This window comes from Variovorax sp. Sphag1AA, from assembly GCF_014192575.1.
In the GTDB taxonomy this organism is placed as follows: domain Bacteria; phylum Pseudomonadota; class Gammaproteobacteria; order Burkholderiales; family Burkholderiaceae_C; genus Variovorax.
The window spans coordinates 703,305-718,079 of the sequence record NZ_JACHYC010000004.1 but is presented as its reverse complement, the minus strand read 5'-3'; the positions used below and the strand labels follow the sequence as shown (position 1 = coordinate 718,079).

14 protein-coding genes are annotated in these 14,775 nt (G+C 65.4%); 4 read left to right on the top strand and 10 right to left on the bottom strand.

Annotated elements, in window-relative coordinates; genetic code table 11:
- Positions 1-101 precede the first annotated feature (101 nt).
- Positions 102-1,202 carry a DNA topoisomerase IB gene (locus FHW64_RS19420; protein WP_260305533.1) on the bottom strand — a complete coding sequence of 367 codons (1,101 nt, stop codon included), beginning with the start codon at positions 1,200-1,202 and terminating at the stop codon, positions 102-104.
- A gap of 158 nt (positions 1,203-1,360) precedes the next feature.
- On the opposite strand from FHW64_RS19420, the gene FHW64_RS19415 reads away from it, so the two are divergent.
- A complete protein-coding gene (locus FHW64_RS19415) occupies positions 1,361-2,389 on the top strand; it encodes a purine nucleoside permease (RefSeq protein ID WP_184529125.1) in 1,029 nt (342 codons plus the stop codon).
- 26 nt (positions 2,390-2,415) lie between these two features.
- On the opposite strand, the gene FHW64_RS19410 is transcribed toward FHW64_RS19415, so the two are convergent.
- Positions 2,416-3,672 (bottom strand): DNA polymerase IV, encoded by a 1,257-nt coding sequence (locus tag FHW64_RS19410; RefSeq protein WP_184529123.1) that lies wholly within the window; start codon positions 3,670-3,672, stop codon positions 2,416-2,418.
- A gap of 62 nt (positions 3,673-3,734) precedes the next feature.
- On the opposite strand from FHW64_RS19410, the gene FHW64_RS19405 reads away from it, so the two are divergent.
- Positions 3,735-4,304, top strand: coding sequence for a putative glycolipid-binding domain-containing protein (locus FHW64_RS19405; RefSeq protein ID WP_260305531.1), 570 nt, complete (start codon positions 3,735-3,737; stop codon positions 4,302-4,304).
- Positions 4,305-4,310: 6 nt separating this feature from the next.
- Here the strand turns inward: FHW64_RS19405 and FHW64_RS19400 are convergent, their stop codons facing one another.
- Together FHW64_RS19400 and FHW64_RS19395 are read right to left on the bottom strand one after the other, a co-directional pair.
- Positions 4,311-5,648: an MFS family transporter gene (locus FHW64_RS19400; protein WP_184529121.1), complete on the bottom strand. Its 1,338-nt coding sequence runs from the start codon at positions 5,646-5,648 to the stop codon at positions 4,311-4,313.
- Positions 5,649-5,737: 89 nt separating this feature from the next.
- Positions 5,738-6,895, bottom strand: a complete 1,158-nt coding sequence (locus tag FHW64_RS19395) for an alpha-hydroxy acid oxidase (protein WP_184529119.1) — start codon at positions 6,893-6,895, stop codon at positions 5,738-5,740.
- 94 nt (positions 6,896-6,989) lie between these two features.
- Here FHW64_RS19395 and FHW64_RS19390 point away from each other — a divergent pair, with 94 nt between their 5' ends.
- On the top strand, positions 6,990-8,657 hold the full coding sequence (locus FHW64_RS19390) for an L-lactate permease (RefSeq protein WP_184529117.1): 1,668 nt from the start codon (positions 6,990-6,992) through the stop codon (positions 8,655-8,657).
- Positions 8,658-8,673: 16 nt separating this feature from the next.
- Complete coding sequence (gene panE / locus FHW64_RS19385) at positions 8,674-9,606, top strand: 2-dehydropantoate 2-reductase (protein ID WP_184529115.1); 933 nt, start codon at positions 8,674-8,676, stop codon at positions 9,604-9,606.
- A gap of 310 nt (positions 9,607-9,916) precedes the next feature.
- On the opposite strand, the gene pbpC is transcribed toward panE, so the two are convergent.
- From pbpC to FHW64_RS19355, 6 genes are read right to left on the bottom strand one after another with little or no spacing between them, the layout of a single operon-like run.
- Positions 9,917-12,094 carry a penicillin-binding protein 1C gene (gene pbpC, locus FHW64_RS19380; RefSeq protein ID WP_184529113.1) on the bottom strand — a complete coding sequence of 726 codons (2,178 nt, stop codon included), beginning with the start codon at positions 12,092-12,094 and terminating at the stop codon, positions 9,917-9,919.
- 34 nt (positions 12,095-12,128) lie between these two features.
- Positions 12,129-13,043 carry a polysaccharide deacetylase family protein gene (locus tag FHW64_RS19375; protein ID WP_184529112.1) on the bottom strand — a complete coding sequence of 305 codons (915 nt, stop codon included), beginning with the start codon at positions 13,041-13,043 and terminating at the stop codon, positions 12,129-12,131.
- Positions 13,040-13,666 carry a LysE family translocator gene (locus tag FHW64_RS19370; protein WP_184529110.1) on the bottom strand — a complete coding sequence of 209 codons (627 nt, stop codon included), beginning with the start codon at positions 13,664-13,666 and terminating at the stop codon, positions 13,040-13,042. The genes FHW64_RS19375 and FHW64_RS19370 overlap by 4 nt, the downstream gene beginning before the upstream one ends.
- 36 nt (positions 13,667-13,702) lie before the next feature.
- Positions 13,703-14,080, bottom strand: a complete 378-nt coding sequence (locus FHW64_RS19365; RefSeq protein WP_184529108.1) for a TfoX/Sxy family protein — start codon at positions 14,078-14,080, stop codon at positions 13,703-13,705.
- Between the two features lie 7 nt (positions 14,081-14,087).
- Entirely contained in the window at positions 14,088-14,360 is a 273-nt protein-coding gene (locus FHW64_RS19360; protein WP_184529106.1) for a hypothetical protein, read from the bottom strand.
- A gap of 1 nt (position 14,361) precedes the next feature.
- Positions 14,362-14,772: a PaaI family thioesterase gene (locus FHW64_RS19355; protein ID WP_260305530.1), complete on the bottom strand. Its 411-nt coding sequence runs from the start codon at positions 14,770-14,772 to the stop codon at positions 14,362-14,364.
- Between the last annotated feature and the right edge of the window lie 3 nt (positions 14,773-14,775).

The following is a 14,775-nucleotide window of genomic DNA, read 5'->3' as shown; positions in this document are numbered from 1 at the left end:
CCGATGATAGTGCGGGTTCCCGTGTGAAAGTAGGTCATCGTCAGGCTCTTACAGCCCCAAAAAGCCCAGCCTAATCAGCTGGGCTTTTTGCTTTTGGATTCTCATTTCGACTTTGCGCTCAAAGAGCGCATTCGCGATACCGAGAGAAATTCGAGAAGCCGCTGCTCGGACGCATCTAAATATCGTCGCTTTCGCGCCTTGGATGCCATGTAGTCCCAAATCACACTCGATTCCGTCGAATTCAAAATGACCATTCCAGCGAGTTCGAGCACCGCCGGATGCACGTAGGCCTTCTTGCAAACAGCAGGCGTATTGCCGAGACGAGCGGCGACTGCGCACAGGACTTCCTTCATGTTCACCCGGTCTGGCGGACCCTTCGGGCTCGCGGCGGGGTACATGCATCTGAGGCGAATCATCTCCAAGGCCTGAACCGTGCCGTGCCAAGTCCTGAAGTCTTTGGCGCTGAAGTCCTCTCCGGCGATCTCGCGCAGGTAGTCGTTGACGTCTGTCGACGAGACGGTCTTGGGCTCACCGTCATCGCCCTCGTACTGGAATAGCTCCTGCCCCGCCAGCTGCTGGCAGCGACGAACCACCTTGGCGATCCGAGGATCGTCAATCTTTGCCTCGTGATGCACGCCGCTCTTCCCGCGGAAGCGCAGAACAAGGGCGCGCCCGCGCGTGTCTGCATGTCTGTTGCGAAGCGTGGTGAGCCCGTACGACCCATTGCTTGCGTACTCTTCGTTGCCGACGCGCAGGAATGTCGTGTCGAGCAGTTGCACGATCGTCGCCAGGATCAACTCGCGACCCAAGGGCTTGCCCTGCTCGATTCGAAGATCGCGCGCAATCCTGCGGCGGATAGCGGGCAGCGTGCGCCCGAACGCCTCCACGCGTTCGAACTTGGTCTCGTCCTTGAACGCGCGCCATTCCTCGTGATACCGGTACTGCTTGCGACCGCGCGCATCGACGCCCGTAGCCTGAAGATGCCCGTTTCGAATGGGACAGATCCAGACATCCTTGTAGGCCGGCGGGATGGCCAATCTCCGGATGCGCGCGATCTCTTCGGAATCTCGCACCCACGCCCCCTTCGCATCGCGATAGCGAAAGGCCGCCCCGCGCTTGAAGCGCCGAAGCCCGGGCATGCTGGAGTCCACGTACACGAGCCCATTGGCAACGGGAGCGAAGTGCGGTGCGATGGCGGGCATGGGCCTTGCGAAAATTCCGGTCGACGGCGATCGTGGAGCCTGAGTACCTGAAAGAGTGCTCATCCGCTTCGACCGTCGCTGTAGGACGCCGCATCGGCCTTCGGTACGTCCCCGCTGGCTGGCGTCCGCGCATCATTCCTTGCCAACGAAAGAAATCTATGTCGCTCATCTGGTCCGATCGCACCCGAGCTCTCGCTCTGTCTGCATCCATCGTGCTCACCGCGGGTTGTGCTACCACCACGCAGCCTCGTACGGCAGAGCCGGTGAAGGTCAAGGTCTTTGTCGCTGCGATGTTTGAGATCGGGCAGAACACGGGCGATCGCGCCGGGGAGTTCCAGCACTGGTACGAGCGCTATTGGAAGGGCGCGACGCCGATCACCATTCCGGGCGCGCTACAGCCTGTGTACTGCAACGCGGACGGCGTCTGCGGCGCGGTCCTCGGCATGGGCAAGGTGAATTCGTCGTCCTCGATGCAGGCGATCCTGCTGAATCCGAAGTTCGATTTCTCGCAGACCTACTACATCATTTCGGGCGTGGCCGGAACGCCGCCCTCTCGAGGCACCATCGGGGAGGTGAGCTGGGCCACATGGCTGGTCGACTATGACCTCGGCCATCGCTGGGCGCCCGAAGAAAACAAGGCCGGAGAGCCAACCTTCATGCCGCGCAAAGGCTACGAGGAGTACCGCCGCTTCAAGCTGAATCCCGAACTGGTGGCGTGGGCAATGAAGCTCTCTGCCGACACGCCGTTGAAGGATTCGGACTCCGCCCGCGCCTACCGCCTTCGCTATCCACAGGCCGCCGCGCGCCGCGCACCATTCGTCGGCACCGGCACGCACATGACGGGTGACACGTTCTTCCATGGCCCTGGCATGTCGAACCAGGCGCAGTACATCGCCAAGTTGTACGGCGCGGACGACTATGTCATCACCGAAATGGAAGCCGCCGCGGTGACGCTTGTGATCAAGCGCACCCATGGAACCGATCGGGTGATGAGCCTGCGCGGCGCCGTCAACTTCGACCAGGGCAATCCACGCGAGACCACGTTGCAGCATCTCGACCCGGCGCCGGGGGAAACCGCGGGCGGTTTCGCAGAAACAGTGGAGAACATCGAGTTGGTCGGCAGCCGCGTCGTGGACCACATCGTCGCGAACTGGCCCCAATGGCAGAACGGCGTCCCAGCACGCTGACGCCACCGAACCACGGACTGCCCTGGCTAGAAGAGCGAGGCCGTCCGGGCCGTGGCGTCAAGGGCGTCCGCGACCTGGCGCCCCCTACTCGAATTCGCGGGTGCCAGCTTCGCGGCGTCCACCTCGCCCGCCTTCATCAGGGCACCCACGCGTACGCCGAGCAGCCTCAGCGGTCGTTCCAGCGGGACTCGCTTCAGACACTGCCCTCCGATCTGCCGGATCGATCTGGCGTCGGCCGTGAAGTGGTCAATGGTCTGATCGCGCGTCGCGATCTTGAAATCGTCATAGCGCAGCTTGATGCCGATGGTCTTGCCCACGTAGCCCTTGCGCTGCAGATCCTCAGCCACCTTCTCGCACAAGTGCGTGAAGATGGCTCCCAGCTCGGCGCGGTCCCGCACAGCATGCAGGTCCCGATCGAAGGTAGTCTCGCGGCTCATCGAGACCGGTTCGCTCTCCGTGACCACGGGGCGGTCGTCGCGCCCCCAAGCCACTTCGTGCATCCATGCGCCAGTGGCCTTGCCGAAGTTTGCGATGAGCCAGTCGCGATCGCGTGCCGCGAGCTCGCCGATGGTGTGGATGTCGTGGCGCTGCAGTTTCTCGTCGGCCTTTGGGCCGATGCCGTTGACTTTGCGGCACGGCAGCGGCCAAATGCGCCCCTCGAGATCGCTCTCGAACACCACGGAGATGCCGTTGGGCTTGTTGAACTCGCTCGCCATCTTCGCGATGAGCTTGTTGGGCGCGACGCCGATCGAGCATGTCAGCCCCGTGGCCTCGAAGATCGACTTCTGGATGAGCCTCGCCAGCACCCGCCCGCCCTCGCGCTGTCCGCCAGCCACGTGAGTGAAGTCGATGTAGACCTCGTCGACGCCACGGTCTTCCATCACCGGTGCGATCTCCGTGATGACCTGCTTGAAGCGACGGGAATACGCCCGGTATTCGTCGAAATCGACCGGCAGGATGATGGCCTGGGGACATAGCTTCGCGGCCTTCATCAGCCCCATCGCTGATCCGACGCCAAACTGGCGCGCGGGGTAGGTCGCGGTGGTGATCACGCCGCGTCCGACGTAGTCCTTGAGCAGGGGAAAGGCCCCAAGGGGAATATCGGCGAGCGTCCCGCCGTCGGGCACATCACGCAAGACCTCGTCGACTTTGCGCCGCCCGCCGCCGATCACCACTGGCAGGCCCTTGAGCTGCGGGTAGCGCAGCAATTCGACGGATCCATAGAAGGCGTCCATGTCGAGATGGGCGATACGGCGAATCGGCGTGGGGGTCACGGACGCCATTTTCGTCGCGCTACTGCTGGTTGGTTGCCCAGGGTTGCGCACAGCGGGTACCCAGTGCCATCATGCGTCGTATGCAGCCCGTCGCTTTCATGCTCTGGCGCCGCCTCGATGCTCCGGGGCACGACGTCTGTCGCCTCGACCGCAACGGCGAAAACTGGCAGATCGATGGCGCGGCGGGCTTTCGGCATGACGACGGCCGCATTGCGCAACTGCACTACCGGGTGCGCTGCGATCGGGCCTGGCACACCCAGTGGAGCACGGTGCGCGGCTGGCTCGGCAATGAGCAGATCGACTTTTCCATCGTGCATGACGCGCACGGGGCATGGAAGCTCAACGATTCACCCGTGCCCGACCTCGGACACTGCGTCGATCTCGACCTGGGCTTTACGCCGGCAACGAATCTGCTGCCGCTGCGGCGCCTGCACCTCGCCGAAGGCGAGGCGGCCGATGCGCCTGCTGCGTGGCTCGATCTGGACAGCGGCAGCCTGGTCGAACTCAGTCAACGCTACGAGCGGCGGGGCGAATCAGGCTACTGGTACACCTCGCCGCGCTTCGACTATGCCGAGCTGCTGGAGATCACCGGCGATGGCTTCGTCAGCCGCTATCCAAGGCTTTGGGAAGCCGAGACCTGACTCCGCTCAATGATCGTGGTGCAGGTAGCTTGCCTGCCGAGGCAGCCGCAGGCTCACCAGGAACGCGATCACCATCATGGCCGTGACGTACCAGTAGAACGCAGTCTCGTGGCCGATCGACTTGAGCCCCAGCGCCACATATTCGGCTGACCCACCGAACAGCGCATTCGCGACCGCATACGCCAGCCCGACACCGAGCGCGCGCACTTCGGGCGGGAACATCTCGGCCTTCACGATGCCGCTGATCGATGTATAGAAGCTCACGATCGCCAGCGCCAGGATGATCAGGACGAAGGCCACCATCGGACTGGAGACACTCTGGAGTGCGGTGAGGATCGGCACGGTGCACAGCGCGCCGAGACCCCCGAACAGCAGCATGTTGTTGCGCCGCCCGATGCGGTCCGACAGCGCGCCGAACACCGGTTGAATGCACATGTAGACGAAGAGAGCGAACGTCATCACGTAGCTCGTGGTCTTGATCGGCAGGCCCACGGTGTTGACCAGGTACTTCTGCATGTACGTGGTGAAGGTGTAGAAGATCAGCGAACCGCCGGCCGTGTAGCCCAGCACGGTGAAGAACGCTGCCTTGTGATGGCGGAAGATGCCCGACAGCGTGCCCGCTTCCTTGTTGGTCCGCGACGCTTCCGTCTGGGTCTCATGAAGCGTGCGACGCAGGAACAGCGCCACGACCGCGGCAATCGCACCGATCACGAAGGGGATGCGCCATCCCCAGGCCTTGAGTTCGGCTTCGCTCAGGAGCTGTTCAAGGATCACGATCACCAGCACCGCGAGCAACTGCCCGCCGATCAGCGTGACGTACTGGAAGGACGAGAAGAAGCCGCGCTGTCCGCGGAGCGCGACCTCGCTCATGTAGGTTGCGGTAGTTCCATATTCGCCGCCTACCGACAGGCCCTGGAAGAGCCGGCAGATCAACAGAAGGAACGGCGCCCACGCGCCGATGGCCGCGTAGGTGGGAAGGGATGCGATCGCGAGCGACCCGGCACACATCATCGTCACCGAGATCAGCATCGAAGTCCTGCGGCCATACCGGTCGGCGACGCGGCCGAAGAGCCATCCGCCGATGGGACGCATCAAGAAGCCGGCTGCGAACACGCCCGCGGTGTTCAGGAGCTGGGCCGTCGGATCCGACTTCGGAAAGAACGAAGGCGCGAAGTACAGCGCGCTGAACGCATAAACGTAGAAGTCGAACCACTCGACGAGGTTGCCCGACGACGCCGCCATGATCGCAAAGATGCGATGTCGTTTTTCTTCGCTGGTGTAGGCGCGTGGAGAGTTCGCGGAGTCGATGGTGGTCGACCCCGCGCTGGATGTGACGGAGCTCATGAAAGGGCGCCTCTCTATGTGTTGTTAGGGCAATCCCTAGTTTGCCCCACAGCACGAGCAGGCGTTGTCAGCCGCCGCCGTAACCCTGATCAGAAAGTGCCGGGCAGCAGGATGCTCGAGTCGACCTCGTCCACGTGCGTGCGGCCGCAGAAGGCCATGGTGATGTCGAGTTCCTTGTGGATGATCTGCAGTGCGCGCGTCACGCCGGCTTCACCGAAGGCGCCGAGCCCATAGAGGAAGCTGCGGCCGATGAGCACGCCACGCGCACCGAGCGCACGCGCCTTGAGCACGTCTTGTCCGCTGCGGATGCCGCCGTCCATCCACACTTCGATCTCGGTGCCAACCGCCTCGGCGATCGCCGGTAGTGCTGCGATGGAAGAGGGCGCTCCGTCGAGTTGCCGTCCGCCGTGGTTGGAGACGATCAGCGCATCCGCACCGCTGGAGGCCGCGAGGCGCGCGTCCTCCACATCCATGATGCCCTTCAGGATCAGCTTGCCGCCCCAGAGCTTCTTGATCCATTCGACGTCCGCCCAACTCAGGGTGGGGTCGAACTGCTCGGCGGTCCACGACGACAGCGAAGACAAGTCCTTCACGCCCTTCGCGTGGCCTGCGATGTTGCCGAAGGTGCGGCGCTTGGTGCCCAGCATGCCCATGCACCAGCGCGGCTTGGTCGCGAGGTTCATGAGGTTCTTCAGCGTGGGCTTGGGTGGCGCGGTCAGGCCGTTCTTGATGTCCTTGTGGCGCTGGCCGAGGATCTGCAGGTCGAGCGTGAGCTGGAGCGCGGAGACGTTCGCGGCCTTCGCACGTTCGATCAGCGCCTCGATGAACTCGCGGTCGCGCATCACGTACAGCTGGAACCAGAAGGGATGGCGGTCCGTGCCCTCCGCGATGTCTTCGAGCGAGCAGATGCTCATCGTCGACAACGTGAAGGGAACGCCGAAGGCCTTCGCAGCGCGTGCGCCGAGGATCTCGCCGTCCGCATGCTGCATGCCGGTGAGCCCCGTGGGCGCGATGGCCACGGGCATTGCGACTTCCTCGCCGATCATCGTGGTGCGGGTCGAACGGCCTTCCATGTTGACCGCGACGCGCTGCCGAAGCTTGATCTTCTGGAAGTCCTCTTCGTTGGACCGGTAGGTGCCTTCGGTCCAGGCTCCCGAGTCGGCGTAGTCATAGAACATGCGCGGCACGCGGCGTTCGGCAATGGCTCGCAGGTCTTCGATGTTCGTGATCTTGGAGAGGTCTGGCACTGGGGGTGGCTCCTAGGTTGTCTGATCTTTACGCGGTGCCTATTATCCGCAGCGCCTCTTCCGACCAACTCCAGACAACAAAAGGCGGACATCTATGACATGGCAACAGGTCTACAACCCGTTCGGGAACATGGTGCTCTCCACGGCACTCGCGGCCATCCCGGTCGTCGTGATGCTGGTGTGTCTCGGCTTCCTCCACATGAAGGCGCACATCGCCGCAGGGCTGGGCCTGATCAGCGCGCTGATCATTGCCATCGTCGCCTTCGGCATGCCTGCCGGCCTCGCGGGCCGCGCGGCCTTCCTGGGTGGTCTGACGGGCCTCTTGCCCATCGGCTGGATCGTCCTGAACATCATCTTCCTGCAGCAGCTTGCCGAGCAGAACGGCAGCTTCAAGGTGCTGCAGGACTCGCTCTCCGACATCACGGAGGACCGCCGTCTCCAGCTGCTGCTGATCGCCTTTGCCTTCGGCGCGTTCTTCGAGGGCGCAGCCGGCTTTGGCACACCGGTGGCCGTGACGGCCGCGATTCTCATTGGCCTCGGCTTCTCGCCGCTGGCGGCTTCGGGCCTTTCGCTGATCGCCAACACCGCGCCGGTCGCGTTCGGCGCGCTGGGCACCCCGGTCATCACGCTTGCCAAGGTGCATGGCTATGACCTGATGGAGGTCACCGCGATGATCGGCCGCCAGTTGCCGTTCTTCTCGCTGCTGGTGCCCTTCTGGCTGATCTGGGCCTTCGCGGGCCGCAAGGGCATGATGGAGATCTGGCCCGCCATCCTGGTGACCGGCGTCTCGTTCGCCATCCCGCAGTTCCTTGTCTCGAACTTCATCGGGCCGGAGCTCGTGGACATCATCGCGGCCATCGTCTCGATGGTGTCGCTGATCCTCTTCCTGCGCGTCTGGCAGCCCCGCAACATCTGGCGTTCGGTATCGCTCAAGGGGCACGAAGACGATAGCGGCACGCCGGCAGCCACCGCTACAGCCAAGCGCACGCCTCATTCGCAGGCCGAGCTGGTGCGCGCATGGACGCCCTGGGCGATCATGACCGTCTTCGTGTTCATCTGGGGCCTGCCGCCGGTCAAGACCTGGCTCAACGGCCTCTTCGCGCCGAACTTCCCGATCGGCGGACTGCACAACCTTGTCGAGAAGATGCCGCCGGTCGTCCCGGGGCCGACCAAGGAAGGCGCGGTCTATGCCTTTACGCTGCTGTCGGCCACGGGCACCGGCATCCTGCTGGCGGCCATCGTGGGCGGCCTGGTCGCCAAGTACAGCGTCGGGCAGCTCGTCGTCGCCTACGGCCGCACGCTCAACCTGGTGAAGTATTCGCTGCTCACCATCGCGCTGATGCTGGCGCTCGGCACGCTCACGCGCTACTCGGGCCTCGACAGCACGCTGGGCCTCGCATTCGCCAACACTGGCGTGCTCTATCCGTTCTTCGGCACCCTGATGGGCTGGCTCGGCGTGGCGCTCACTGGTTCGGACACTGCATCGAACGTGCTCTTCGGTGGCATGCAGAAGGTTGCGGCCGACCAGCTGGGTCTCTCGCCAAACCTCATGGGCGCTGCCAACAGCTCGGGCGGCGTGATGGGCAAGATGATCGATGCGCAGTCGATCGTGGTCGCATCCACCGCCACGCGGTGGTTCAACCACGAGGGCGACATCCTGCGCTACGTGTTCTTCCATTCCATCGCGCTGGCATCGCTCGTCGGTATCTTCGTGACCCTGCAAGCCTACGTCTGGCCGTTCACAATGATGGTCGTCAAATAGGAGACGGAAGGCAACGATGCGATTCCTGGTGGTGGGCGCGGGTGCGCTCGGCGGATATTTCGGCGGCAGGCTGCTCGATGCGGGCGAAGACGTCACTTTCTTGCTGCGCCCCCGCCGCGCAGCACAGCTCGCGAAGACCGGGCTGGTGATCAAGAGCCCGCACGGAAATCTCCACCTGCCTTCGCCGCCATCGGTGCAAAGCGCGGACATCGCGGGGCCCTACGACGTGGTGATCGTCGGCTGCAAGGCTTACGACCTCGCGGAGACCATGGAGTCGTTCGCGCCCGCCGTGGGCCCGGGCACGGCGATCCTGCCGGTGCTCAACGGCTTGCGGCATCTCGACGATCTCGCGCAGCGCTTCGGCAAGGAGCGAATCCTCGGCGGGCTTTGCATGATCTCGGCAGTGCTCGACGAGCGGGGCGCTGTGCTGCATCTCAACGACACGCACGGATTGACCTACGGCGAACTGGACGGGACGCGTTCCGCGCGCATGAGTGCACTGGAAGCTGCCTGCGGCAAGGCGCGTTTCGATGCCGTCGCCTCGGACAACATCCTTCAGGACATGTGGGAGAAATGGGTGCTGATCGCTTCGGCGGCCAGCATGACCTGTCTGATGCGCGCGGCGGTTGGCGACATCGTGCGAGCCGGCGCGACGGATCTCTGCGTTGGCATGGTCGACGAATGCGCCGCCATCGCCGCCCGCAATGGCTTTGCATTGCGGCCCGTGGCCATCGAAAGGGCACGTGCGGTCGTTACCACACCCGGTTCACTCATGACGGCCTCGATGTTCAAGGACATCGAACGCGGGAGCCCCATCGAAGCGGATCACATCGTCGGCGACCTGCTGCGACGTGGTGGCGCGAGCGATTCGTTGTCGCTGCTGCGCGTCGCGCATGCGCACCTCAAGGCCTACGAAGCGCGCAGGGCGCGAGAGTCGACGCCGGCTTAGGCAGCTCATCTACTTGAGCGGGCAGAAGGGCCAGCCCTCGACGCTCGCCCAGATGCATGCGCGAATCCACTCGATGACGACTTGCGGGTCCTGCCGTTTCGGCACGGTTCTCATCGTTATCAACATCTCGCACCCCCTTGGTGTGATGGCGACTGTTAGAAAAGTTATAGCGCTCGGGGGTCATCGGCTCCAGCGGCATCCTGCCCCGGTCGCCGTGGGCTGGCGGACGCAGACGCTGTCCGCCATTCGGGGGTTCGGCGGCGTCGGTCCGCGCTGACAGTCGTCGGACGAAACCGCCCACTTGCACAGATCAGCGGCTGGCGTTCTTCGTGGCCTTGGCCCGTGTCGCTACACCCGCACCGCGCACTTCGAGGCGGATGCTGTCGGCCACCTGGCCTTGCGCGTCGACGAGCTCGATCAGGTGTCGCCCCGGCCAGGGCAGCCACTGCGCGGTGTTGCCCCGCGCGAAGGCCTTGCCGTCGATTCGCCATTGCAGCGCGCGGCCGTCGGCATCGAAGCGAACGCGCTGGCTGCCGGGCGGGATGTCCGGATCGATCGCGATGATGGTTCCGTCTGCCGGTGAGGTGATGCGTGGCGCCGACGCCGCAGTTGCGTCCGGCGCGATCGTGAATACAGCCTGCTCCGTGCCCGCGATGAACCATTCGCTGCGCGCCGCTTCGAGCTCGTCACCGAAGCGAACCTGCTTCTGCACCACGCCATTGGGTGGTGCTGGCGCGCGACTCGGCACGCCGCGATGCAGGAAGCCCATCACCTCGGCCCAGACCGGCGCGGCGCCGCTGGTTCCGCTGACGTCCCACATCGGCGCGCCACTCGCATTGCCGACCCACACACCGACGGTGTAGCGCTGCGACCAGCCGATCGCCCAGTTGTCGCGCATGTCCTTGCTGGTGCCGGTCTTCGCGGCGGTCCAGAAGCGCGTGCCGAGCACGCTGTCCAGCCCGAAAGTGCGGGCGCGTGCGTTCGTATCGCTCAGGATGTCGCCCACGATGAATGCCGCGCGCGGATCGATCGCCTGCGCGCCCGCAGCCTGCGGGGTGGCCGGCCCCGGCAGATAGCGCGTCTCGCCGAAGCAGCCGCCATTGGCCAGCGTGCGATACGCATTCGTCAGCGCGAGAAGCGACACCTCCGCGCTGCCGAGCGCAAGGCTGTAGCCGTAGTAGTCGCCGCTCTGCGCCAGCGGCAGTCCAGCCGCGCGCAGCTGCCGCGCGAAGGCTTCGGGCGACACCATGACCAGGGTTCGCACCGCCGGCACGTTGAGCGAGGCTGCCAGCGCGGTACGCACGGAGACATAGCCCTTGAACTGCCGGTCGTAGTTCTGCGGGATGTAGAGGCCGCTTGCGGTGTTGATCTGCGCGGACGAATCGTCGAGCAGCGAAGCCGCCGTGAGGCGCCGCTCGGCGAAGGCTTCGGCGTAGAGGAAGGGTTTGAGCGTGGAGCCGGGCTGCCGCTGGGCGAGCACGCCGTCGACCTCCGCCGCGCGGCTCAGGGTGCCCGAGGAGCCGATCCACGCGAGCACGTCGCCGCTCGCGTTGTCGAGCACCACCACCGCGCCGTCTTCCACATTGCGGCCGCGCAGCTCGCGCAGATGCCTTTGGAGGGTGCCGAGCGCGAAGCGTTGCAGCGGTGCGCGCAGCGTGGTGCGGACATCGCCATGCGTGCTGTCCGTACGCGTTGCGATGGCGCGCCGCGCGAGGTGCGGTGCGATGCCTTCGCTCGCATCGAAGCCGCGCCGCTGCAACGCGGCAGCGGTGAACATGTCGACGGCGTCGCAATCCGGCCGGCTTCCGGGCTCCATCGCCCGCATCAGCTCGCAGGCGCGCTGTCCGACCACCGCCGGCTTCGCATTCGGCGCACGCACCAGCGCGGCTGCCACGGCGGCCTCGCGCGCATCGAGGCCGTGCGGTGCCTTGCCGAAGAGCGTGCGCGAGAGCGCATCGATGCCGACGATCTCGCCCCGGAACGGGACGATGTTGAGGTACGCCTCCAGGATCTGGTCCTTGCGCCAGGTTTGCTCCAGACGCTGCGCCGCGACCGTCTGGCCGAGTTTCTGGCCGAGGCTGCGGCCGCCGCCGCTGCGCCGCAAGTCGTCGTCGAGCAGCCCCGCGAGCTGCATCGTGATCGTGGAGGCGCCGCGCGTGCGCGTGTTCCAGAGATTGCCCCAGGCGGCCGCCGACACCGCGCGCCAATCGACACCGCTGTGCTCGTAGAAGCGCTTGTCTTCGCTCATCACCATCGCCGTGCGCAGCGCGGGCGAGATGTCGGCGAGGGCGATCCATTGGCCCCGGCGGACCGCTGGATCGGTCCGCACGCGCTGCAGCAACTGGCCGTCGCGGTCCAGCACCAGGGTGTCGGACGGACGGAAATCGCGTCGCACTTCATCGAAGGTGGCGAGCGCCCACGCGCGTTGCGCCAGCACGAGGACGAGCGCGGGCAGCAGGAACGAGACTGACAGGCGGGATGACGACATGAAGGCGGCCACGGCCGCGCGCGAGCGGCCTGCGCTAGCTTGCCACAGCGGCGGGACTGCTGACCGTCGCCATGTGCGCGCAGATCGCGCCGGGTGTGGTGAGCCAGATCTCGCCCGCGTCACGCAGCCGTGCAAGGTGGGCCAGCGCGCGGCGCAGGTGTCGCAGGCGGTACGGTTGGCCGACGATGTACGGATGCAGCGCCACGCCCATCACCAGCGGCTGGCGGCGCGACTGGTCGAGCATCTCGTCGGCGTTGTCGATGATCATCTGGGCGAAATCCTTGGCGTCCATCTGCCGCGCGATGATCATCGGGATGTCGTTCAGCTCCTGCGGATAGGGCACTGACCACAGCGTTCGGCCACTGCGAGTGCGCATCGGCACCGGCTGGTCGTCGTGGCACCAGTTCAGCGTGTAGCGGTAGCCGGCCTCGGCGAGCAGGTCGGGCGTGAGGTGGCTCTCCGAAATCCACGGCGACAACCAGCCCGCAGGCGCCTTGCCGCTTTCCGCGAGCATCCGCGTGCGGCATCGTGCGAGCAGGGCTGCCTCGCCGGCTTCGTCCATGTCGCCCTGGCGCTCCGCATTGCTGTGGCCGTGACCGATGAGCTCGTCGCCGCGAGCGACCGAGGCGGCGACCAGGTCAGGGCAGTGGTCGTACAGCGCGGTGTTCAGCAACGTCCCGCAGACCATGCCGAAGCTGTCGAAAAGCTCGAGGCAGCGCCACGCGCCCACGCGATTGCCGTATTCGCGCCACGAGAAGTTCAGCACGTCCGGATGCGGCGACGCGGGGCCGATGCACGCGCCCATGCCTTCGCCGAACGCGAAATGCTCCAGATTGAGGCCGAGGTACACCGCCAGCCGCGCGCCGTTGGGCCACGCGTGGTCCGCGCGACGGGTGATCGGTGCGTAGTCGAACCGTCCGTGCGTAGGCAGCGGGCCGGTGTACTTCATGCCGGCCTGCGGGCTAGCAGCGCCCAGACGCCCGCCGCGGACAGCAGCGAACCACCGGTGATGTTGAAGCGCCGCTGTGCGCGCGGGGAGGCCAGAAGCCTGCGCGCCGAACCGGCGAACACCGCGTAGAGCGTGGCGTTGAGCGTCGCCATCGCGACGAAGGTGATCGCGAGGATCCAGAGCTGGTGCGTCACGTCCGCGCGCGGGTTGATGAACTGCGGCAGGAAGGCGACGAAGAACACGATGCCCTTGGGGTTCAGCGCCGTCACCAGCCAGGTGTTGGCGAAGAGCCGCCAGCGCGACTTGGGTGCGGCCGGCGCAGCGAGTTGCGCCGGCGAGATGCCTGCGCGCAGCAGCTTCACGCCGAGGTACAGCAGGTACAGCCCGCCGACCCACTTGATCACCATGAACCAGAACGCCGAGGTGGCGAGCAGCGCACCCAGCCCGAGCAGGGAGAGCACCAGCGCGGTCGAGTCGCCGAGCGCGACCGCTGCCACCAGCGGCACGTTCGCTCGGCGCCCATGCGCCACCGAGTAGCTGATGACGGTGAGGATGGTCGGCCCGGGGATGACCAGCATCACTGCGGAAGCGGCGACGAAGGCGAGCCAGAGTTGGATGGACATGCGGAAACCTTCAGAAATTGGGGATGACCCGGGATGCTAGCGCGCAGCCTTCGCCGTCTTTCGGGGCTTCGGCTTTGCACTCTTCCGGGGCAGCGCAGCGATCTCCAGCGATTCGCGTGCCAGCATGGCAAGCCGCTGGTGATCCTCGATGACTTCGCCGGGCACCGCGTAGTAGCGCTTGACCTCCACATGCCGCAGCTTCGTCGTGTACGAGAAGCACTGGCTGCCCATGGCTTCGTACGCCGGGCGCGTGGCGTCATTCACCACGAAATAGAGCACGTTGTCGATGATCATCGCGAACTGCACGCCGTGCGCGGACAGCCCCACGCCGCTGAACAGGCGCTTGCCCTGCAGGCCGTGGATCGATGCCAGTTGCTCCTTGACGAACTCGGCGAAGTCGGACGAAGCGCTCAAGGGTGGGTCAGAAGAGCTTCCACTTCACCACGACGAAGGCGGCGCCCGCGAGCGGCAGCAGGTAGATGAGCAGGAAGATCGGCAGCTCTTCGCCGAACGAATAGCCGGCCTTGGCGACGCCGAACCACATGTTCGCCGCCGCGATCACGAACCAGAGGGCCGCGAACGCGATGATGCTCATCCGCATGCCGTCTCCGAAGCCGCCCGACATCGACTTGCCGGCGCCCAGGCACACCGCCAGCAGCACGAAGCCGCCCAGGATGAAAAGCAGAGTGCGCATGTCAGCCCTCCAGCACGAGTTGCGTCTGCGTCACCACGGCGCAGAGCTTGCCTTCTTCGGATTTGACGGTGGTCTGCCACACCATCGTGGTGCGTCCCCGATGCAGTGCGACCGATTCCGCGGTCACCGTGGTGCCCACCTTCGCGCCGCCGATGAACTTGGTGCTCGAATCGGTGGTGGTGGTGCGCTTGCCCTTCGGCAGGTTGATGATGGTGCCCACTGCGCCCAGCGTGTCGGCGAAGGCCATGTACGCGCCGCCATGCATGATGCCGCCCGCCGTGCAGAGATCCGGCCGCACCACGAGGTTCGCGACCACGCGCTCCGGCTCCAGCGTGACGAGGCGCACCCCCATCAGGCCCGGAAAGATCGGATCGAGGATCTGCTGGATCTGTTCGACGGTCGGCATGGACATGGA